Here is a 21868-nt window from a genome sequence, read left to right on the forward strand (position 1 = left end):
TTTGTCCATCTCTGCGACGTATTGCACCTGCGCACAGCTTTCAATAAGCGTGAATACTCTCGATTACAAATGATAAGCGGGAGAATTATCCATGAAGGGCACAAAGCTCTCAGTCAGAGAGAAAATTGGTTACGGAATGGGCGATGCCGGATGCAATATGATCGGCGGCGCCATCATGCTTTTTCTTAACTATTTCTACACTGACGTCTTCGGTCTTGCACCAGCGCTGGTGGGGATTCTGCTGTTATCGGTCAGGGTAATCGATGCGGTGACTGATCCGATTATGGGGGCAATTGCCGACCGAACTAAAAGCCGCTGGGGGCGCTTCCGCCCATGGCTGCTGTGGATCTCCCTGCCTTATGTTCTGTTCAGCGTACTGATGTTCACCACGCCGGACTGGACATATAACAGCAAAGTAATTTGGGCGTTTGTAACCTACTTTCTGATGTCACTGACCTATACCGCTATTAATATCCCCTACTGCTCTCTGGGCGGGGTGATTACCAGCGACCCGGGCGAGCGTGTCTCCTGCCAGTCGTACCGCTTTGTGATGGTTGGTGTTGCCACCCTGATCCTGTCACTGACATTATTACCGCTGGCGGAATGGTTCGGCGGTGACAACAAAGCGCGCGGTTACCAGATGTCCATGGGTGTGATGGCGCTGGTGGCCCTGCTGATGTTCCTGTTTTGCTTTGCCACGGTACGTGAGCGTATCCGTCCGGCGGTACCCAGCAATGACGATCTGAAAGCTGACCTGCGCGACGTCTGGAAAAACGATCAGTGGGTACGCATCCTCCTGCTGACCTTCTGCAACGTCTGCCCGGGCTTTATCCGTATGGCAGCCACCATGTATTACGTCACCTGGGTAATGCAGCAGTCAACTCACTTCGCCACGCTGTTTATCAGCCTGGGTGTGGTGGGCATGATGATAGGCAGTACGCTGGCGAAAATACTCACCGACCGCTGGTGTAAGTTGAAAGTGTTCTTTTGGACAAACATCGTACTGGCAATATTTTCCGGAGGCTTTTACTTCCTTGACCCGCACGCAACGGTATTGGTACTGGTGATGTACTTCCTGCTGAATATTCTGCACCAGATCCCTTCACCGCTGCACTGGTCACTGATGGCCGACGTTGATGATTACGGCGAGTGGAAAACCGGCAAACGCATTACCGGTATCAGCTTTTCCGGCAACCTGTTCTTCCTGAAAGTCGGACTGGCCGTAGCGGGTGCAATGGTTGGCTTTCTCCTCTCCTGGTATGGCTACGACGCCGGAGCGAAACAGCAAAGCCCGGCAGCGCTGAACGGTATCGTTCTGCTGTTTACCGTTATCCCGGCGGTCGGTTACCTGATCACCGCTGGCGTGGTACGCCTGCTGAAAGTAGATCGCAAAATGATGCTGCAAATTCAGCAGGATCTGGAGCATCGCCGCAATAATTACCAGGAACTGAACGATTATAAGAACAGCAAAGAGCTGAAAATTAAACCACAAGGAGCCGCACGATGAGCCACTGGCCTAACCCGTTAATTGAACAGCGCGCCGATCCCTTTATTCTGCGCCATCAGGGGAGCTACTACTTTATCGCTTCGGTGCCGGAGTATGACCGGCTGGAGATCCGCCGTGCCACCACCCTGGCAGGGCTGGCAGAGGCTGAAGCGGTGGTAGTCTGGCGTAAACCCGAACGCGGGCCAATGAGCGCGCTGATTTGGGCACCGGAACTGCATATTATTGATGGACAGTGGGTGATCTATTTTGCGGCGGCACCGTCAAAAGAGATTAAACAGGGGCTGTTTCAGCACCGCATGTTTGTCCTTACCTGCGATGATGCCGACCCACTCAGCGGCGAATGGATCGAACGCGGGCAGATTCAAACGCCCATCGACAGCTTCGCGCTGGATGCTACCCACTTCGTCCATCAGGGGAAAAACTGGTATCTGTGGGCGCAGAAAGATCCGGCGATTCCGGGCAATTCCAACCTCTACCTGGCAGAGCTGGCGACACCATGGCAAATTAAAGGCCAGCCGGTGATGCTCAGTCGCCCGCAATATGAGTGGGAGTGTGCCGGGTTCAGCGTCAATGAAGGCCCGGCGGCTATCCATCACGGTCAGCGGCTGTTTGTCAGCTATTCGGCCAGCGCCACCGATGAGAACTACTGTATGGGACTGCTGTGGATTGATGTTGATGCAGACCCGTTACAGGCGGGAAACTGGCACAAATCTGCCGCTCCGGTATTTACCACCAGCTGGGAGAATCGGCAGTATGGTCCGGGGCACAATAGTTTTACCGTAGGCGAGAACGGTGAAGACGTACTGGTGTATCACGCACGCAACTACACTGAAATCGAAGGGGATCCGCTGTATGACCCTAACCGCCATACCCGGGTGAAAACATTCAGCTGGGATGCCGATGGCATGCCGCAGTTTGGCACACCACCGGCAGACACGGTGTTACACCAGCGTGCCGTAAATAGTCAGTAACGCCACCACCACCACAATCACCAGCGAAACCTTTTTCGCCAGTGCCACCGCTACGCGCGGGGTCTCGACCTTATCCAGGTGGGGATCTCGCGCCAGTGAGAACTGGGCAAGGCGGGTCAGCACCTGATACTGTGGCGTATGGCGGTCACCCAGTGAAGCAAACCACGCAGGCAGTGCCCGCTCCCCGTGCCCCAACAGCGCATAAGCCACGCCCACCAGCCGCACCGGGATCCAGTCGACCCAATGAAGAATGGCATCCACACCGGACTGCGCGCGAGCCAGCGGATTTTTCTGCCGCGCCAGCCAGCTCTGCCAGGCACGCAGGAAGGCATAGCCCACCATCAGCACCGGCCCCCAGGGGCCACCAACTACAAACCAGAACAGCGGTGCCAGATAGAAACGATAGTTAATCCACATCAGCGCATTTTGCAGCTCCGATAAGAATTCGCGCTCGTTACACTCGCCAGACACACCGTGAATCAGCGTCAGCTCTTCAATCATCGCATTATGAGCATCGGTATCATTGTGGCTGGCGGCTTTCAGATAAGCGTGATAATGCAGACGCACGGATCCGGCACCTATACACAGCAGGCCGATCAGGATCCAGAACAGCAGCCTCGGCACACCAAAAAATAGTCCATTCAGCGCCAGCAGGCACAGGGCAACAACAGCCATCACCAGCGCGGTCATTAATAGCGTACGCAGCAAAGAAAACCGCTGACGAGTGCGGAACAGCGGTATCAGATGATGGTCAAGCTGCCAGTGCTCCCCCATTTTAAATAATCGTTCCCATCCGAGAACCAGCAACAGGCTAAATAACGTCATGCCTTACTCCCTTTCAAAGTGATCCGTTCACCAAGGTCTGCGCGAAAACGCGCCCAGTCAAAAGATGGTCCGGGGTCAGTTTTACGTTCAGGCGCAATATCACTGTGCCCGGTAATATGTTGCGCGATAGAGGGATAGTGCTTTATTAACAGTTCCGTCACCGTCCGCAACGACTGATATTGTGCATCGGTATAGGGCAGCGTATCAGTACCCTCAAGCTCAATGCCAATAGAGAAATCATTGCAGGCCTCCCGTCCCTGATAACGAGAAACCCCCGCGTGCCATGCGCGCAGATGAAAAGGAACATACTGCACGACTTCACCGTCACGTCGAATCAGGCAGTGTGCCGATACCTGTAAATGACAGATATCGGCAAAATAGGGATGAACGCTGGGGTTAAGCTGACCAGTAAACAGTGCGTCTATCCAGGGGCCGCCAAACTCACCGGGTGGCAGACTGATATTGTGAATCACCAATAGCGAAGGTGACTCATCGTCAGGTCGCTGATTAACGTGCGGCGACGGAACATGTCGTGCCCCCGCGATCCACCCCTCTTGCAACTGCATACTGCTTCTCCTGTGTTCAGACTTTCGCAGATTAACATGATTTTTTTCTGCTCAATCAAACTTCTCTGTCGGTCTCCCGGAAACGATCAACGCTATTTTCACTATTTCCCAGCCGATTTCCACCCACAACCGTGGATAGACTTCATCAGCATAGTTGTGGCAGAGACTGGCCTGGCAGATATCCCGGAGGGCTTCAGGGTGCAAGTCGTATACAGAGAAATCAATCGGCTATCATCACACTGGCCTGCGGCAGTACCGGAGCCAGCTGTGTCAGTAGTATTTCTCGCAGGCGCTCTGCGGCAGGGGGTAATATCTCCTGTCCCAGATGCAGTGCCATAGCCAGATCAGGTACCTGCGGCAATAAAGGATGTTGTAGTTTCTGAAGCCCGGCGGGAAGTCCAATATCACTGCGCAGCGTCAGGCCCAACCCGGCGGCAGCGGCGGCCCAGATTCCGCTCAGGCTGCGGCTGGTAAATGCCACCCGCCACGGAATAGCGGCATGATCCAGCGCATCAATAGCGCGAGTACGCATCAGGCAGGGTGCATCAAACAGCAACAGCGGTAATGCCTCACCCTGCCCGAACCATCGCGCCAGCAGTGTTGCATCCAGGCCTATCCAGGAGAGCGCGGCAGCCGGTAGTGGCTGCATAAAGCGTGATGTCTCCTCCCCCTGCCAGCATAGCGCCAGATCCAGCTCCCCCTGGCGCACGCCATGAAGTAGTTCGCTGTTACGCCCGATGCGCGCAGAAATCTGCACGAGAGGATGTGCCCGGGAAAATTGTCCCAGCAGTTCAGGTAGCAATGCTTCACCAAAATCTTCTTGCAGACCGATACGGACTCTACCGGCAATATCCCGACCGGACAGCGCGCTAAACGCCTCATCATTCAGCGCCAGCAAGCGCCGCCCGTAAGCCATCAGCAGTTCACCACTATCAGTGAGTATCAGACGTCGCCCGCTTTTTTGTAACAGCTGTAATCCCGTTTGCTGCTCAAGTTTTTTTAACTGCGCGCTGACGGCAGAGGTTGAACGGTTCAGGCGATCGGCTGCCTGCGTGAAACTCCCCAGCTCAGTGCCGATAACAAAGGTGCGTAGCGCATCCAGATCAAAAGTCATACGTTTAAAAGGCTGCATTAATCATCCTGTTTTTCGGGATTATTGATACGAATATATGCGATTTTAAAAACGATTTCGCCGAACTATGCTGCTGACTTCTTCCATGATAAAGGAACAGCAGCATGACAACGCCCCTCGACCGTAACAGCCTGGCCAGTATTGCTCCCACGCTGGCTGCCATTACTGAACAAACACTGTTTGGTACTATCTGGCAACGAGAAGAGCTTAATAAACGCGAGCGCAGCCTGATTACCGTGGCAGCTTTAATCGCCCTTGGTCGCCACCAGCAGCTGCCCTGGCATCTGGATTTTGCCCGGAAACATGGCATCACTAACAGCGAACTGGCTGAAGTCATGACACACCTTGCGTTCTATTGTGGCTGGCCCGCAGCAGTCTCGGCTCTCAGCCAGTTACCGCAGTCCGACAGCAAAGCTCAGGAGTAAGCCATGCCTTTTAGCCGTATTGCCCTGCCCGCAGGAAAAACACCTATTTTCCGTCAGACGCTCTCTGAAATCCTGCATCGTACGCTGGTCGATTTTTTCGACGTGCCTCGTGACGACTGCTTTCAACTGCTGGATGAGTACGCGCCAGGCCAGCGAGTATTTCCGCGCTATTACCTTGGCGGCCCACGCTCTGAAGGCTTTATATGGTTTCATATCACCGCTGGACGGCCGCGTTCCATGCAGCAAAAGCAGCAGTTTTATCACCATCTGTCGCTCAGGCTCGCCTCTGAACTGGCAGTACGCCCGGAAGACGTGATGATTACCCTAAGCTTTACTCAGCCAGAAGACTGGTCGTTTGCCAACGGTGACGCCTTTGACTGGCCTGTGCAAATTGACGTGTAATCGCACCCCGGCGGCTGGTGTAGCAGCAGTAAACACGCTAGCATGGCACCCTCTGTTATCCGACATTTCGGAGTTTGATCATGACCTCCCGCCGTTACGATCCGGACAGCCGCCGCGCTGAATTAATGGGCCGTATTAAGGACGATATTCCCCCAAGTGTTGCCCAGGCGCTGCGTGAAGACCTGGGCGGTGAAACCGATCCCTGCCAGGACATTACCGCCAGCCTGCTCTCAGCCGATACGCCTTCGCACGCGGTGGTGATAACCCGTGAACCGGGTATTTTCTGCGGCAGACGCTGGGTGGAAGAAGTGTTTATCCAGCTGGGCGACAAAACGCAGATTGTCTGGCATGTGGAAGACGGTGATGCGATCGTTGCCAATCAAACGCTGTTTGAAGTGACCGGCCCGGCTCCGCTGATCCTGACCGCAGAACGCACCGCGCTGAACTTCGTGCAGACGCTCTCCGGCGTGGCAACGGAAGTCCGCCGCTATGTCGCCCTGCTGGAAGGTACCCGCACTCAGCTGCTGGACACGCGTAAAACTTTGCCCGGGCTGCGCACCGCGCTGAAATATGCCGTCCTGTGCGGCGGTGGAGCCAACCACCGCCTGGGTCTTTCCGATGCATTCCTGATTAAAGAAAACCACATCATTGCCTGCGGTTCGATCGCCCGGGCGGTGGAGAAAGCCTCCTGGCTGCGCCCTGACGTACCGGTTGAGGTAGAAGTTGAGTCGCTGGACGAACTGGAGCAGGCATTGCAGGCCGGTGCCGACATTGTGATGCTGGACAACTTTACCGTTGAGCAGATGCGCGAAGCGGTGAGGTTGAGCGACAGCCGCGCGCTGCTGGAAGTTTCGGGCAATGTGACGGATAAGACCCTGCGTACCTTTGCGGAGACTGGTGTGGACTATATTTCCGTAGGTGCCCTGACCAAACATGTGCGTGCCCTCGATCTGTCGATGCGTTTTCGCCAAGAGTAACGACGCTTAAAAGAGACTGCGTCAGCCAATGACCACCTTTTACCTCAGGCCAGCCGGGCGTGCTGGCCTTTTTTCTGCTTCTGTGCTGTTTATGCGAGGCAGCTTCCAACCCATCTCCTGATTGATGTAACGTGCAAAAACTCTTTACAGCCTTCCTCTGAAAGCGGCCGTTTGCCGCTGGCTGACTGTCGTACTGCGGATTATGTTGCCTGCCTCATTACACAAGGAGGTTAATCATGATCCACCAACGAGGTTTTACCCTTATCGAATTAATGATAGTTATCGCTATCATCGCCATTCTTAGCGCGATCGGTCTGCCGGCTTATCAGGGATACCTGCAAAAAGCAGCACTGACCGATATGCTACAAACCGCTATGCCATACAAAACGGGCGTCGAACTGTGTTCCATTGAGCGCGGGGGCAGCGGCAACTGTAGTGCAGGCAGCCACGGTGTTCCAACTGAACGTACCTCACGCTATGTTTCGGCACTCACTACGAACGCAGGAGTGATTACTCTTACCGGGCAGGAGAGTCTGACCGGATTAACTGTCAAGCTGACCCCACAGTGGAATAACAATAATGGCCAGTTAAACTGGCAGCGCAGCTGTACCAGTAGCAATGATGGACTGAAGGAAGCTTGTGAGGAGATGTTCCGCTTTGATGAGGAGCAGACGCCATGAACGCGGAGACACAGCGCGCCTTAGAAGCCATCTGCCACCGTTACCACGCCATTATTATTGAGTGCACTCCGCAGCGGCTTCATATTGCTCTGGCCGATACCCCCGGTCATGAAATGATGGCTGAGTTGCGCTTTGCTACACACAGCGCCATCAATGTCGAATGCTGGCCACAGGCCAGGCTGGAACAGTTTAGCCGGCAGGCATCCATCGCCTCCGGACAGGAACCCGCCGCGGAAGAACATAGCACGACTGCGGTGGATCAAATTAATCAGCTGCTGACTCAGGCATTACAAAAACGCGCCTCCGATCTGCATATTGAACCGCAGGAAAAAGGGCTACGCCTCCGCTTACGCGTTGATGGCGTGTTGCAACTGCTGCCGGGTAGCGGGTTTGAAAACAGCTCACAGCTGATTGCGCGGCTGAAAATTCTTGCAGGTCTGGATATAGCAGAGCGACGTGTCCCGCAGGACGGGCAGTTCTCTGTGACACTGAACAATAATAATGAGTCTTTTCGCCTGTCGACCTTGCCAACACGCTTCGGAGAAAAAGCCGTGGTACGTCTGTTGCAAAGCGATGCCCGCACGATTGAGCTGGATAACATCGGAATGCCCGGGCCGCTTCTCAAGCGCTACCGCGATGCGTTATCCCGTCCACAAGGGATGATTCTGGTTACCGGCCCTACCGGCAGCGGAAAAACATTCACTCTTTACAGCGGCCTGAGCTGGCTGAATGTTGCTACACGTAATCTTTGCAGCGTGGAGGATCCGGTGGAGATCCCTCTTTCTGGAGTCAATCAGACGCAGATCCACACCCGCTCGGGTCTCGATTTTCACCGTGTGCTACGCGCGCTGCTGCGACAGGATCCTGATGTGATTATGATCGGGGAGATCCGCGATGGTGAAACCGCCGAAATTGCCGTTAAAGCGGCTCAAACCGGCCATCTGGTACTCTCCACCCTGCACACTAACTCCACAACTGAAACTCTGGTACGTTTGGGGCAAATGGGTGTGCCAGGATATCTGCTGGCATCGGCCCTCAAACTGGTGATCGCCCAACGTTTGGTGCGCAGGTTGTGTAAGCACTGTCGCCAGCCCGCAGAAGCAACGGCGCATTTCCCTCCTCATATCTGGCCGGGAACTGTTCAAAACTGGCGCGCAGTAGGCTGTGAACACTGCTTTTCTGGTTTTTATGGTCGTCTGCCGCTATTTGAGCTGCTGCCTGTCACCGCACGTCTGCAAAATGCCCTCGCTAAATCAGCGCGCCCGGAGGAGCTGGCAGAAATTGCTCGCCAGCAGGGTATGAACTCGCTGTTTGTTGAGGGTCTGCACTGCGTTAACCGTGGCGATACGACCCTCGAAGAGCTGACGCGGGTCGCGGGTGACAGTCATGAATAAACGAATACTATTTCGCTGGCAGTCCATTGACGACAGCGGGCAACTTTATCAGGGCAGTCGTTTTGCCAGCAGCGCCGCACAGATTGCAGCAGAGCTTGCAGCCGAACAGCAGCTACCGCTTAAAATCAGCCGTGGTCGCCGCTATAGCGCGCGCCACTGGCAGTGGCAACAAAAAATCGCGTTCGTCCGCCAGCTGGCTACCCTACTGAAAGCCGGAATGCCGCTAACTGGCTGCCTGCAACTGCTGGGTGAAGATCATCATGAGCCTTCCTGGCAAGCGCTGCTCTTATGGTTGCAGCAGAGTATCTCGTCCGGAGAGCCTTTCTCACAGGCCATGGCGCAGTGGCCCGAGGTTTTTCCTCCGTTGTTTCCGGCACTCATCCATATTGGTGAACTTACCGGTGAGCTGGATGAGTGCTGCATACAGCTGGCAAACCAGCAGGAGCGGCAACAGGAGCTACAGCAGAAAGTGAAAAAAGCGCTGCGCTACCCACTGTTTATCCTTGCGGTAGCGCTGCTGGTTAGCGTTGGAATGCTGGTGTTTGTTTTACCGGAGTTTGTTGCGATTTACCGCACTTTCAACGCTCCTCTTCCCGCCTTTACTGCGGCAGTGATTAGCCTTTCTCAGTCCATGCAACAGCACGGGTTGTTTTTCATCACGTTCATCATTGTTAGCGGAATACTGTGGCGCACTCAGCGCAGTAAATCGCTGCCCTGGCAGCGGTATGAACAACGTCAGCTGCTACGGATCCCTCTGATTGCTGCGCTTTATCAGGGCAGCCTGTTAAGCCAGATCTTTACCACACTGGCCATGACACAGCGCGCAGGGTTAACACTGCTGCAAAGCCTGCAAGCGGTTGAGAAAACCCTTTCCCCACTGCTCTGGCGCGAAGCTATTACGCAATTACAGCAACATATTACAAAGGGTCATCCACTACATCAGGCCCTGAAGTCACATCTGTTGTTTACTCCTCTCTGTTATCAACTGGTCAAAGTCGGTGAAGAGTCTGGTTCTCTGGATACACTGCTGGAGAGGCTGGCTATCTGGCATGAACAAAAGACACATCAGCTGGCAGACCAGCTGGCCGCTGCACTTGAGCCGCTAATGATGATGGTGATTGGAGGGATTGTTGGCACATTAGTCGTGGCGATGTACCTGCCTGTATTCCGCCTGGGAGATGCTCTGGGCTGAAGGTCATTCCCCCGCCTTGATGGCGGGGGAAACTGTTCGCAGGCGGCAAGTGTTACCGGTTAAATACGCGGTTTTCCTGCTCATTAACGCGAATAAACGTTGTGCGTTTGGTCAGTTCTTTCAATCGTTCTGCACCTACGTAAGTACAGGCAGAACGCAGGCCGCCGAGGATATCACGGGCAGTAAATTCAACAGGCCCACGAAGCGGGAGCCTTACGGTCTTTCCTTCCGCCGCACGATACTGCGCCACGCTTCCTACGTGTCGCTTCATGGCAGACTCTGAACTCATACCGTAGAACAGCATAAACTGTTCGCCGTTCTCTTCCACCAGCGTGCCTTCACATTCGTCATGAGCCGCCAGCATGCCGCCGAGCATGACAAAATCAGCCCCGCCGCCAAAGGCTTTCGCAACATCACCTGGTACTGAGCAACCGCCATCACTGACGATCTGTCCGCCAAGGCCATGCGCCGCATCAGCACACTCAATAACGGCTGACAGCTGCGGATAACCCACGCCGGTTTTTACTCGGGTAGTACAAACCGAACCAGGGCCGATACCCACTTTTACAATGTCAGCACCGGAGAGAATAAGTTCCTCAACCATTTCGCCGGTCACCACATTCCCTGCGCAGATGGTTTTCCCCGGACAGGCTTCACGGGCGCGGCGCAAGAAAGCAACAAAGTGCTCTGAGTAACCGTTAGCAACGTCGATACAAATAAAGTTAAGTGCTGGCGACAAAGCAAGGATCTGCTGTAGTTTCAGGAAGTCAGCCTCGGATGTGCCGGTGGACACCATCACATGCTGAAGCACTTCCGGAGTAGCACCTTCAACAAATGCCCGCCACTGCTCCACGCTGTAATGTTTATGTACTGCCGTAAGAATATCAAATGATGCCAGAGCCTCCGCCATGCTGAAGGTTCCGACGGTATCCATATTGGCGGCAATAATCGGCACACCAGACCAGGCGATACCTGAATGCTTGAAGGTAAACTGACGCTCCAGTTCAACCTGAGAACGGCTTTGCAGCGTTGAACGCTTTGGCCGGATAAGAACATCTTTGAAGCCTAACTTGATATCTTCTTCGATACGCATAACAGATTTCCTGGTTGATGGCGTTAGTGCAACAACGCACCCTGCGGGTAGCGTTTGCGCTCACAAGCTGAATGCCAGCTCCAGTGACGCTATCATACGCGCTAAAAACGTGCCGACAAGACTGCGAAAGTCGCTTTATTTACGTTACAATCCCACAAATTTACCTGTAAATGTGTCTTGTGACCTGCGCCGCAAATTTGCATTAATCATGCAAACACCTGTGCCACAAGGCACCGAGAGTCAAGACGTATGGGTTATACCGTTGCGCTGACCGGTGGTATCGGTAGCGGAAAAAGTACCATTGCCAATGCCTTTGCCATGCTGGGCGTTGATATTGTCGATGCAGATATCATCGCACGTCAGGTCGTGGAAAAAGGCCAGCCAGCGCTGGAACTCATTCACGCCAGGTTTGGTCATGACGTCCTGCATCCGGATGGAACCTTAAATCGCGCCGTATTGCGTCAAAAGATTTTCAGCTCGCCGGTGGAAAAGCGGTGGATTGATAATTTGTTACATCCTCTTATCCACGCAGAAACCCGCAAGCAGCTAGCATTAACCCGGTCACCGTGGTGTCTGTGGGTGGTACCCCTGTTGGTGGAAAACAACTTACAGCATCAGGCCGATCGGGTGCTGGTGGTCGATGTTGATCCTGAGACACAGCTGGCACGTACCATGCGTCGTGACAACATCAGCCGGGAACAGGCCGAAAATATTCTTGCTGCGCAGGCGACACGCGAAGCGCGCCTGGCAGTAGCAGATGACATTATTGATAATTGCGGCTCACCTGAAACGGTGATTGCGCACGTTGCCGAACTCCACCAGCGTTATCTGGCGCTGGCTGCGGCAAGCCATCGGGATTAAAAGTTATGAGCACAACGATTCTTTTTGAGCACCCTCTGAATGAGAAAATGCGTACCTGGCTGCGTATCGAATTTTTATTAAAACAGCTTATCGCCAGCCAGAAAATTGTAGATCATCTCAGCGCGCTCACCTTTTTTCGCAATGCAGCAGAGCTGCTGGACGTGTTCGAACGCGGCGAGTTACGTACCGAGATCCTAAAAGAGCTTGAGCGCCAGCAGCAAAAATTGCTGGGTTGGGCAGAAGTACCCGGGGTCGATATGGCGCGCATTAACGCACTACGTAGCGATCTGAAAAAGTGTAGCACTGTACTGATGGCCGCTCCGCGCATGGGTCAGCAAATGCGCGAGGAGCGTCTGATTGGCCTTGTGCGTCAGCGCCTGAGTATTCCGGGCGGCTGTTGCAGTTTTGATCTGCCCACCCTGCATATCTGGCTGCATATTGAACAGCATCTGCGCGATCAGCAGGTGACAATTTGGCTGGACTCACTATCGCCAATTCACAGCGCATTGACGATGGTTCTTGACCTGATACGTCAGTCCGGCATCTTCCGCAACCACACCAGCCTGAATGGTTTTTTCCAGGATAATGCCGAAGGTGCCGATCTGCTGCGGATGCAGCTAAAGCTGGAGGATGCGTTGTATCCTCAAATATCCGGCCACAAGAGCCGCTATGCCATCCGTTTTCTACCGCTGGATAGCGAGCGTGGTGAAATTCCTGCCCGTTTCGATTTCGAACTGGCATGTTGTTAAAGGAAAGAGTCATGAATGATGTAACCGTAGTTAACTGCCCGACCTGTAGCAAAAAGGTTATCTGGGATGAACTCAGCAGTTGGCGCCCGTTTTGCAGCAAGCGCTGCCAGTTAATCGACCTTGGCGAATGGGCCGCTGAAGAGAAAAGGATTCCCAGCAGCGATGACCTGACTGACAGCGATAACTGGAGCGAGCAGCCGTTCGATCGGGAGTAAATTACGCTCTGACGAAAATCAGGCGCTGGCTTTCAGTCTGGCAACAATCTCAGCGTTGGCGGGGGGGAAATCCTCCGCATTCAGTTCACTCTGCAAGACCCAACGCTGAGGCTGGCCTTCGCGCCCGTAAGGCTGGTTGTTCCAGCTGTCGACAATAAAAAAATAGAGCGTAACGCGCAAATCGGTATAGGTATGATCAACGGTATCGTAGGGCGCCGCGTTTAGTACCTCAATACCCGTCTCTTCCAGCAGCTCACGTTTCAGTGCCTGCTCTGGCGTTTCACCCGCTTCGATTTTCCCCCCCGGGAACTCCCATTTATTCCCCATGTAAGCACTCGCAGGGCGTTGTGCTAAAAATATCTGCTGCTCGCTGTCGCGGATAATTCCTACTGAAACCTGTAAGTGCTTCATCGCTGCTCACTCCTCGTGAGTGTATTAAATAAGGTGAAATTTTATCATTGATGCCTAACGGTGTCTCGCTGAACCCTAAGAGCTATTCAACCAACCAGCTCTCGTCCGGTGGATGGAATTGATTAACTTTATTAATGATTCACTCAAAAAATATTTATTATTCTCTCAACAAAAAATAACAATATTTCAATCTCTGACTCTCACTTTATTTTACCAATAGCGCCTACACCTCAAGCCCCCCAACAACCATTCACTCTTTTCTCTGTCGAAATAAAACTAAGACACCCCCTACCCCCAAAGGCTTGTTATATAAGAATCAATGCTCCCACCCCACAAAACACCTGCCAAACCGCAAGTTAATACGGCATCTTAAAGCAATTTAAATAACTTACATGAATAAAATAAAACCTTTAAAAACAATAAATTAAACATTAATAATAAAATAAAAAAACTTTAATGTGTTGCAATAAATGTAACCATCTTTATGCTAACTAACGAACAATAAGCAAGAATGCTTAAATTAAGAAAACCTACGAGTTATTTAAGGGGGGTAATGGTATTTCCACTCCCCTGGCGTACCAGTTAAAATCCGCTGATGGCGGGGACATCATGAGGAAGACAACAAATGTATAGCGTTGAACAATGTGAAGAAATTCTCGACATTGAACATATTGAGTTCAATAGCCTTTTCACTCTGGACTGCCAGATGAATACACTTTACGTGCCATGTAAAAGCCTGGCTATACCGTTAAGTGAAACCCAAAAAAGACTGTTAATCTGCCTGAAAAACAAAATTAACAATAAGCGAGATATTATTAATATTGTTTGGTATGAGAATCATCAATGTGTTCGCGACAACAACTACCATCAATTGGTCTTTCAGCTGCGAGCCTTACTGAAACGAAATCAGTTACCGGCAAAAATTATTATCACTGTGCCTTACTACGGTTTGAAACTTAACGAGCCTTTAATGCAGAAAATAGAGCTGGAATCGCTGCCAGATCAAAGTGCAATCCAGCCGGTGAGTGAAAAAAATACGGCCGGAAAAGACCATATAACTTCGTTGCGTCAGTGGTTTCTGAACGCCTTGCGCTAGCCTGTATTTTTTCACGGTTTCACACTGGTTATGCCACAAGATTTTAGCCAGGTTAACGCCCGTCACCTTATTCAGTTAACGCGATGTCATTGGTTACTTCAGCGACTATTGCTGGTTAAAGTGCGGCGCTGCTCGAAAAACGTAACAAAACTCCAGTGTTATCGCTGGAGTGGGATGCAGAGCGATAGCTGTTACATTTACACTCCGCCGTTAAGCTACCCACCAGCAAATGTGGGTAGCGCCCGGGTACTCGTCTGAGTCGATGTATACGCTGCAACTCCCCCGCTGTTGGTCAAAATCAGGGGAGAAAGTTGAGCATCTTAGCGGTCTGGAGCTGAAACAAAATGAATGGGTATTATTTCTTCTTGTTAGCACTGCTGGGGATAAGCGTTGGCAGTTTGCTGAATGTAGTCACCTACCGTCTGCCACTGATGATAAGCAACAATGCCTTACCAGCCTTTAACTTATGGCTGCCAGCCTCACACTGTACGCAATGCAAAAAGAGCGTGCGCTGGTATGACAATCTACCTTTACTAAGCTGGTGGATTCTTAAGGGACGCTGCCGCTACTGCCATCTGCGCATATCGTGCAGGTACCCTCTTACCGAGCTGTCATCATTATTACTGACACTGCTTTGTGCTCTGCTATTTCCTCCTGGGAAATTGCTGCTGGTACTGCTGCCATTTAGCTGGTTATTGCTGGCGTTGATATTAATAGATGCAGATTGTCAGCTGCTGCCGGATATCCTGACTCTGCCGCTGCTCTGGCTTGGGCTGCTGGCCAATACAGTGGGATGGTTGCCGCAGTTGCCGCTTCCAGAGGCGGTAACTGGAGCGATGCTGGGGTATTGCGGGTTGGCGCTACTGTCTCATGGCTATCGCGCGCTGACAGGTAAAAATGCTCTGGGGCTGGGAGACGCCAAACTACTGGCAGCGCTCGGTGCGTGGCTGGGCTGGCAGCTTATCCCACAGCTGCTGCTGGCAGCGTCACTGGGAGGGATTTGCTGGGTTATTCTCGGACGTCTGTTATACCGTCGCTCAATCAGTGCACCGCTGGCGTTTGGGCCTTTTCTTGCTGTCGCTGGCTGGGTGCTGATGGTGGTGCAATACCGCTAGCTGATGACGCTCTGTCCGTTTTCGAAGCAGTATCAGCCCTGGGGCTGTAATAAAAAAAGGACGGGCACCAGCCCGTCCTTTTTCAGTGTGTCATACGCCGTTACGCCAGGCGACCGTGACACTGTTTGTATTTTTTACCAGAACCGCACGGGCACAGATCATTACGCCCGACTTTTCGTTCACCGCCCTGTTCAGCAATAGACTGCGCGGCTTCAGTTTCAGAATCCACATGGCTCAACTGCTGCTGTTGAGCCAGACGTTCAGCTTCCTGGCGACGCTGTTCTTCCATCTGCTCAACTTCTTCCGGCATACGTACCTGCACTTTGCACAGGGTGCTGATCACTTCATACTTCAGTGACTCCAGCATCGCGGAAAACATAGCGAAGGATTCACGTTTGTACTCCTGCTTAGGATCTTTCTGCGCATAGCCGCGCAGATGGATGCCCTGGCGCAGATAATCCATTGCCGCCAGGTGCTCTTTCCACAGGGAGTCCAGCGTTTGCAGCATGACGCCTTTCTCGAAGTTGCGCATCATTTCCACACCGACGATCTCTTCTTTACGCTGGTACATCTCTTTTGCCTGCTCAAGAATGCGCTCGCGCAGCGTCTCTTCATGCAGATCCGGCTCTTTATCCAGCCATTCAGAGAGCGGCAGATTCAGGTCGAAGTCATTACTCAGACGCTCCTGAAGACCGGCGATATCCCACATCTCTTCCAGAGACTGCGGCGGAATATAGGTGTCGATGGTCGTTTTGAACACGTCTTCACGAATGCTGTTGATGGTTTCAGATACGTCAGACACATCCAGCAGTTCGTTACGCTGGCTGTAGATGGCACGGCGTTGATCGTTGGCCACATCATCGTATTCCAGCAGCTGCTTACGGATATCGAAGTTACGGCTTTCCACTTTACGCTGCGCGTTGGCAATAGCTTTGGTCACCCATGGATGTTCAATCGCTTCACCTGGCTTCATACCCAGCTTACGCATCATATTAGTTACGCGGTCTGAGGCGAAGATACGCATCAGGGCATCTTCCATGGACAGATAGAAACGTGATGAACCCTGGTCACCCTGACGACCTGAACGGCCGCGCAGCTGGTTATCGATACGGCGTGACTCATGGCGCTCAGTACCAATAATATGCAGGCCACCGGAGGCCAGTACTGCATCGTGACGAATTTTCCACGCGCTCTTGATAGCTTCAATCTGCTCGGCTGTAGGCTCTTCCAGGGCAGCAATCTCTGCCTGCCAGCTACCGCCCAGCACGATGTCGGTACCACGACCAGCCATGTTTGTAGCGATGGTCACAGCACCCGGCTGACCAGCCTGTGAGACAATCTCGGCTTCGCGGGCGTGGAACTTGGCGTTCAGTACTTCGTGCTTGATACCCGCCTTCGTCAGTTCGTTTGATACCACTTCGGATTTCTCGATCGAGATGGTACCTACCAGCACAGGCTGGCCGTTAGCTGTACGCTCACGGATGTCTTCAATGATCGCACCGATCTTCTCCAGTTCAGTCATATAGACCAGGTCTGGCAGATCTTTACGCACCATCGGACGGTTGGTTGGCACTACGATGGTATCCAGCTTATAGATGGAGCTGAATTCAAAAGCTTCAGTGTCAGCAGTACCGGTCATCCCGGCCAGTTTGTTATAGAGGCGGAAATAGTTCTGGAAGGTGATTGAGGCCAGCGTCTGGTTCTCGTTCTGGATTTCCACGCCTTCTTTGGCTTCCACCGCCTGATGCAGGCCATCAGACCAGCGACGTCCCTGCATGGTACGGCCAGTGTGCTCATCAACGATGATAACTTCGCCATCTTTCACGATGTAGTCAACATCACGGGTAAACAGCACGTGAGCGCGTAATGCAGCTGTTACGTGGTGCATCATCATGATATTGCCCGGCGAGTAGAGAGACTCACCTTCATCCATAATGCCTTCGCTAACCATCAACTCTTCTACAGCAACCAGACCACGTTCAGTCAGGTGTACCTGGCGAGATTTCTCATCAACAGAGAAGTGCCCTTCGCCCTGGAAGCTGTCTGAGTCTTCTTTTTCCTGGCGGATCAGCTTAGGAATGATCTTGTTGACCTTGATATACAGCTCAGAGCTGTCTTCAGCTGGACCGGAGATGATTAACGGGGTACGGGCTTCATCGATTAAGATTGAATCCACCTCATCCACCAGCGCGTAGTTCAGCTTACGCTGTACACGATCTTCAGGGCTGAATGCCATGTTGTCGCGCAGGTAGTCAAAGCCGTATTCGTTGTTGGTACCGTAGGTAATATCCGCAGCATAGGCAGCACGTTTAGCCGGAGCTGGCATGCCCGGCAGGTTAATACCGATGCTCAGACCCAGGAACTCAAACAGAGGGCGGTTGTTTTCCGCATCACGCTGGGCAAGATAATCGTTGACGGTGACCACGTGAACGCCCTGGCCGCTCAAGGCGTTAAGATAGGCTGGCAGCGTTGCGGTTAAGGTTTTACCTTCACCTGTACGCATTTCTGCGATGCAGCGGTCGTTAAGAACCATACCGCCGAGCAGCTGTACATCGAAGTGACGCATGGCAAATACGCGCTTACTGGCTTCACGTACGGTAGCAAAGGCTTCGGGGATCAGGTTCTCCAGCACTTCGCCTTTTTCCAGACGCGCGCGGAACTCCACGGTTTTCGCTTTAAGCTCATCGTCAGACAGCTTCTCGAAATCCGGCTCCATTTTGTTGATGAGTTCTACTGTTTTGCGCATACGGCGCAGCGTACGATCGTTACTGCTACCAAAAACTTTGGTTAATAGTTTGATTAACATAATAAATAATTTCTCTCAGCCACCGCATACCACGATGGACACTTAATGTTTGATTTTAAACTGACTGATTTTTATGAATTAAGAGATGAGAAAGGCCCGGCGCGGATGCCCTGAACCTGCGCCAGCCAAAGGCCGGTTTGATGACGAGGTGTGGCTTCAACCTGACGTTGTGCCGTATAGCGGATGATGACCGGCGGTTTCGCTTCGTGGGTCAGCAGTGCGTTAAGCGTGTCCAGCAGCGCCAGCTTATGGGCTTCAAGAGGCTGTTCAGCTTCAGTAACGGGTGAAACCGCCGGAGTCAGGGTAAATGACAGATGGCGGATAACCGTGCGTATGGCATGCTGATGCCAGTAATCGACGCTGAACGAAGGACGCCGCGCGCACTCAAGCAGCGCAAGACTATCAAAACGCGCAGCAGTGCCAATATTCAGGCTTCGTGACGAGGTTTCTGCTAAGGTAGTGCGATCGTGCGCTGAAGCATGAGGCAGCCCAAGACTCGCCGCGACCATCCCCAAAAGGAGATGCGGCCAGAAATAGCGTCTGCCAAATTGTCGCCAACGATTAAGAATACCGATCACTGTGTTCCGCCGGAGCTTGCTATGCGAGATAGTCGCCCACAATCAATTGATAGTTTTTTCGATATGGCTCAGGATCAGAGCGTGCTGCAAAACGTGCAGCAACGAGCTATTGCCCTGAACAAGCTGAATCGCGCAGTGCAGGGAGTTATTCCTGCCCAACTGCATCCCTGGTGCCGTGTGGCAAATTTTCGCCAGGGGATTCTGGTTATCGAAACGGCTAATGCCAGCTGGTTGATGCGCTTACGCTATGAACAATCCAGCCTGCTATCAGCTTTACGTGCGCAGATATTACCATCATTGACGTCAATCGACATCAGGATAAATCCTTCGCTGGCTGCAAAAGGTCAGGAATCTGTACAAGAAAACAACACTCAGGCTAAGGCAGCTGAGAAACCGCCGATGAGACAGCTAAGTGAACAAAGTGCAGAGATTTTACGCGGTGTCGCGAGCCAGAGCCCGGAAAAACTGAAGAAGATATTAGAACGACTGGCCTCACTGGCCGGAGAGGGTACCAGCTCAACCAGTCGTTAAGTTCCCCGTAATTACAGCTTCCGCTTATATTGGCTACCTGTTTTCACCTGAATCATCTACCGAAGTAGAAGAGGTTTAATCAGTTGCCGCATTGCCTCAGCTGCAATTACTTTGGGATATCTGATGCTGGCTTATGCCAGAACCAGGTTTGGAGCTTTGAATTTCACCGGGAGTGCAGCTTCGTCTTCAAACGTTGCCCATTCCCAGGCTTCCTGTTTCGCCAGAACAGCCTGTAACAGCTTGTTGTTCAGCGCGTGACCAGATTTGAATGCGGTAAACGCACCAATAATATTATGGCCACACATGTACAGGTCACCGATCGCATCCAGCATTTTGTGACGTACAAATTCGTCTTCAAAGCGCAGGCCATCTTCGTTCAATACGCGGTAGTCATCCACCACGATTGCACAGTCAAAGCTGCCACCAAGGCACAGGCCACGGGACTGCAATGCTTCGATGTCACGCATAAAGCCGAAAGTACGAGCACGGCTGATCTGACGGGCAAAAGCTTCCGCAGAAAAGTCCATGCTATAGCGCTGTGAGCTGGAGTCGATAGCCGGATGGTTAAAATCAATGGTGAAATCCAAAGTAAAACCATTATGCGGCGAAAGCTCTGCCCATTTGTCACCATCTTCAACCCGGACAGGCTGCTTGATGCGGACAAATTTCTTAGCGCAATTCAACTCTTCAATGCCTGCGTCCATCAGCAGATAGATAAAGGGTGCGGCGCTGCCATCCATAATAGGAATTTCAGGCGCGTTCACTTCCACCACAATATTATCAATACCGAGTCCCGCAAGGGCTGCGTTCAGATGTTCGACTGTAGAAATACGCACGTCATGCTCATTAACCAGGCAAGTACAGAGCATGGTATCACGCACGGATTTGGCATCAGCCGGGAAATCTACCGGTGGATTCAAGTCAGTGCGACGATAGATGACCCCGGTATTAGCCGACGCAGGGCGTAAGGTCAGCGTGACTTTTTTGCCGGTGTGTAAACCGACGCCAGTCGTCTGAACAATACGTTTTAATGTCCGTTGTTTGATCATCGTATTATCTCGCAAAAATTATCCGTCCGACCATCAGTTTACTCCACTGACGGGCGAACAGTTTAACACAAAGAGCGAAGAATCCCACTTTATCGGGTTATTCTTAGTCTGCCTGCTTACGCAAGAAGGCCGGAATATCAAGATAATCGGGTTCTTTGTTAGTTTGTGCACCCGGATCGTTAACCACTTTAGCAGCAGGTTTCTGTTCAGTTGGCAGCGGTGCCATACCGTGCTGCTGATAACGGTTGTCCATCAGCGGCTGAGTAGCCTGTTTGTTGGTCACCAGGGTGATCTCTGGACGTTTGTCCATGCCGATACCCGTTGCCACCACGGTCACACGCAGTTCATCGTTCATTTCCGGGTCAAGGGAAGTACCGATAACAACGGTAGCGTTGTCAGAGGCGAACGCACGGATAGTGTTACCCACGGTTTCGAACTCATCCAGACGCAGGTCAAAGCCAGCAGTGATGTTAACCAGCACACCACGTGCACCTGACAGGTCAATATCTTCCAACAGCGGGCTGGAAATCGCCATTTCAGCAGCTTCTTCCGCACGGTCTTCGCCACACGCAACGCCAGAACCCATCATCGCGTAGCCCATCTCGGACATCACGGTGCGCACGTCAGCAAAGTCGACGTTCATCAGGCCAGGACGGGTGATCAGCTCTGCGATACCCTGCACCGCGCCTTTCAGCACGTCGTTAGCCGCGCCAAACGCGTCCAGCAGAGAAATACCTCGGCCAAGCACTTTCAGCAGCTTGTCGTTAGGAATAGTGATCAGTGAATCGACATGCTTAGAAAGCTCTGCGATACCCTGTTCAGCAAATGCCATGCGCTTCTTACCTTCAAAATTGAAAGGCTTAGTCACAACGGCAACAGTCAAGATACCCAGCTCTTTCGCCACTTCCGCGACAACTGGTGCAGCGCCAGTACCGGTACCACCGCCCATACCTGCGGCGATAAACACCATGTCTGCACCTTCAAGTGCCTGACGCAGTGCTTCACGGTCTTCTTCTGCTGAGTTACGCCCTACTTCCGGGTTTGCGCCCGCACCGAGGCCTTTAGTAATACCATTGCCGATCTGAATGGTCTGACCCACCGCAGTTTTGCGCAGGGCCTGAGCATCGGTATTTACCGCGAAGAACTCGACACCTTCGATACGTTCACGCACCATGTGCTCAACAGCATTACCGCCGCCGCCACCAACGCCGATGACTTTAATCACCGCGTCATTGGTTAATTCCATAGGTTCAAACATAATTTCTCTCCGTTATGTACCTGTTCGCCTGGAGA

The 21868-nt window shown here is 52.5% G+C and carries 23 protein-coding genes; 14 read left to right on the top strand and 9 right to left on the bottom strand.

The window, feature by feature from the left end; all coding sequences use genetic code 11:
• Positions 1–91 precede the first annotated feature (91 nt).
• Complete coding sequence (locus tag GN242_RS17485; protein ID WP_154752648.1) at positions 92–1507, top strand: glycoside-pentoside-hexuronide (GPH):cation symporter; 1416 nt, start codon at positions 92–94, stop codon at positions 1505–1507.
• Positions 1504–2478 carry a glycoside hydrolase family 43 protein gene (locus tag GN242_RS17490; protein WP_156287921.1) on the top strand — a complete coding sequence of 325 codons (975 nt, stop codon included), beginning with the start codon at positions 1504–1506 and terminating at the stop codon, positions 2476–2478. The genes GN242_RS17485 and GN242_RS17490 overlap by 4 nt, the downstream gene beginning before the upstream one ends.
• Here the strand turns inward: GN242_RS17490 and ampE are convergent.
• The 3 genes from ampE to GN242_RS17505 all read right to left on the bottom strand — a co-directional run bounded on the left by ampE (position 2449) and on the right by GN242_RS17505 (position 5001).
• Positions 2449–3303: a beta-lactamase regulator AmpE gene (ampE, locus tag GN242_RS17495; RefSeq protein WP_154752650.1), complete on the bottom strand. Its 855-nt coding sequence runs from the start codon at positions 3301–3303 to the stop codon at positions 2449–2451. The two genes, GN242_RS17490 and ampE, sit on opposite strands and share 30 nt — an antisense overlap.
• Positions 3300–3869, bottom strand: a complete 570-nt coding sequence (gene ampD / locus GN242_RS17500; protein ID WP_154752651.1) for a 1,6-anhydro-N-acetylmuramyl-L-alanine amidase AmpD — start codon at positions 3867–3869, stop codon at positions 3300–3302. Before ampD ends, ampE begins: the two co-directional genes overlap by 4 nt.
• Before the next feature lie 220 nt (positions 3870–4089).
• Positions 4090–5001 (bottom strand): LysR substrate-binding domain-containing protein, encoded by a 912-nt coding sequence (locus GN242_RS17505; protein ID WP_154752652.1) that lies wholly within the window; start codon positions 4999–5001, stop codon positions 4090–4092.
• Positions 5002–5105: 104 nt separating this feature from the next.
• Between GN242_RS17505 and GN242_RS17510 the strand changes: the two genes are divergently transcribed.
• From GN242_RS17510 to hofC, 6 genes are all read left to right on the top strand, one after another.
• Positions 5106–5426: a carboxymuconolactone decarboxylase family protein gene (locus tag GN242_RS17510; RefSeq protein WP_154752653.1), complete on the top strand. Its 321-nt coding sequence runs from the start codon at positions 5106–5108 to the stop codon at positions 5424–5426.
• Between the two features lie 3 nt (positions 5427–5429).
• Positions 5430–5828, top strand: coding sequence for a tautomerase family protein (locus GN242_RS17515; protein WP_154752654.1), 399 nt, complete (start codon positions 5430–5432; stop codon positions 5826–5828).
• A gap of 80 nt (positions 5829–5908) precedes the next feature.
• Entirely contained in the window at positions 5909–6805 is an 897-nt protein-coding gene (gene nadC / locus GN242_RS17520; RefSeq protein WP_154752655.1) for a carboxylating nicotinate-nucleotide diphosphorylase, read from the top strand.
• Positions 6806–7041: 236 nt separating this feature from the next.
• Positions 7042–7485, top strand: a complete 444-nt coding sequence (gene ppdD, locus GN242_RS17525; RefSeq protein ID WP_154752656.1) for a prepilin peptidase-dependent pilin — start codon at positions 7042–7044, stop codon at positions 7483–7485.
• The gene (gene gspE / locus GN242_RS17530) at positions 7482–8879 is read left to right on the top strand and encodes a type II secretion system protein GspE (protein ID WP_154752657.1); all 1398 of its coding nucleotides are present in this window, start codon (positions 7482–7484) and stop codon (positions 8877–8879) included. Before ppdD ends, gspE begins: the two co-directional genes overlap by 4 nt.
• Entirely contained in the window at positions 8872–10071 is a 1200-nt protein-coding gene (hofC, locus tag GN242_RS17535; protein ID WP_156287922.1) for a protein transport protein HofC, read from the top strand. The genes gspE and hofC overlap by 8 nt, the downstream gene beginning before the upstream one ends.
• Before the next feature lie 52 nt (positions 10072–10123).
• Here hofC and GN242_RS17540 read toward each other — a convergent pair whose 3' ends face one another.
• Positions 10124–11164: a GMP reductase gene (locus tag GN242_RS17540; RefSeq protein WP_156287923.1), complete on the bottom strand. Its 1041-nt coding sequence runs from the start codon at positions 11162–11164 to the stop codon at positions 10124–10126.
• A 249-nt stretch (positions 11165–11413) separates the two neighbouring features.
• On the opposite strand from GN242_RS17540, the gene coaE reads away from it, so the two are divergent.
• From coaE to yacG, 3 genes are read left to right on the top strand one after another with little or no spacing between them, the layout of a single operon-like run.
• Positions 11414–12025: a dephospho-CoA kinase gene (gene coaE, locus GN242_RS17545; RefSeq protein ID WP_154752660.1), complete on the top strand. Its 612-nt coding sequence runs from the start codon at positions 11414–11416 to the stop codon at positions 12023–12025.
• Positions 12026–12030: 5 nt separating this feature from the next.
• The gene (zapD, locus tag GN242_RS17550; RefSeq protein WP_154752661.1) at positions 12031–12774 is read left to right on the top strand and encodes a cell division protein ZapD; all 744 of its coding nucleotides are present in this window, start codon (positions 12031–12033) and stop codon (positions 12772–12774) included.
• Between the two features lie 11 nt (positions 12775–12785).
• Positions 12786–12989, top strand: a complete 204-nt coding sequence (gene yacG, locus GN242_RS17555; protein ID WP_154752662.1) for a DNA gyrase inhibitor YacG — start codon at positions 12786–12788, stop codon at positions 12987–12989.
• Positions 12990–13007: 18 nt separating this feature from the next.
• Here yacG and mutT read toward each other — a convergent pair whose 3' ends face one another.
• The gene (mutT, locus tag GN242_RS17560; protein ID WP_154752663.1) at positions 13008–13400 is read right to left on the bottom strand and encodes an 8-oxo-dGTP diphosphatase MutT; all 393 of its coding nucleotides are present in this window, start codon (positions 13398–13400) and stop codon (positions 13008–13010) included.
• Between the two features lie 625 nt (positions 13401–14025).
• Here mutT and GN242_RS17565 point away from each other — a divergent pair.
• Positions 14026–14496, top strand: a complete 471-nt coding sequence (locus GN242_RS17565; RefSeq protein ID WP_154752664.1) for a winged helix-turn-helix domain-containing protein — start codon at positions 14026–14028, stop codon at positions 14494–14496.
• Positions 14497–14840: 344 nt separating this feature from the next.
• On the top strand, positions 14841–15611 hold the full coding sequence (locus tag GN242_RS17570) for a prepilin peptidase (RefSeq protein ID WP_154752665.1): 771 nt from the start codon (positions 14841–14843) through the stop codon (positions 15609–15611).
• 100 nt (positions 15612–15711) lie between these two features.
• Here GN242_RS17570 and secA read toward each other — a convergent pair whose 3' ends face one another.
• Positions 15712–18417, bottom strand: a complete 2706-nt coding sequence (secA, locus tag GN242_RS17575) for a preprotein translocase subunit SecA (protein ID WP_156287924.1) — start codon at positions 18415–18417, stop codon at positions 15712–15714.
• Positions 18418–18488: 71 nt separating this feature from the next.
• Positions 18489–18995: a secA translation cis-regulator SecM gene (gene secM / locus GN242_RS17580; protein WP_156287925.1), complete on the bottom strand. Its 507-nt coding sequence runs from the start codon at positions 18993–18995 to the stop codon at positions 18489–18491.
• A gap of 21 nt (positions 18996–19016) precedes the next feature.
• Between secM and GN242_RS17585 the strand changes: the two genes are divergently transcribed.
• Positions 19017–19526, top strand: coding sequence for a DUF721 domain-containing protein (locus GN242_RS17585; protein WP_154752668.1), 510 nt, complete (start codon positions 19017–19019; stop codon positions 19524–19526).
• A gap of 131 nt (positions 19527–19657) precedes the next feature.
• On the opposite strand, the gene lpxC is transcribed toward GN242_RS17585, so the two are convergent.
• Together lpxC and ftsZ are read right to left on the bottom strand one after the other, a co-directional pair.
• Positions 19658–20575, bottom strand: a complete 918-nt coding sequence (lpxC, locus tag GN242_RS17590) for a UDP-3-O-acyl-N-acetylglucosamine deacetylase (protein WP_154752669.1) — start codon at positions 20573–20575, stop codon at positions 19658–19660.
• Between the two features lie 103 nt (positions 20576–20678).
• Positions 20679–21833, bottom strand: a complete 1155-nt coding sequence (gene ftsZ / locus GN242_RS17595) for a cell division protein FtsZ (protein ID WP_154752670.1) — start codon at positions 21831–21833, stop codon at positions 20679–20681.
• Positions 21834–21868: the final 35 nt, after the last annotated feature.

Origin of the sequence: Erwinia sorbitola, from assembly GCF_009738185.1 — a bacterium.
GTDB classification, from domain to species: domain Bacteria; phylum Pseudomonadota; class Gammaproteobacteria; order Enterobacterales; family Enterobacteriaceae; genus Erwinia; species Erwinia sorbitola.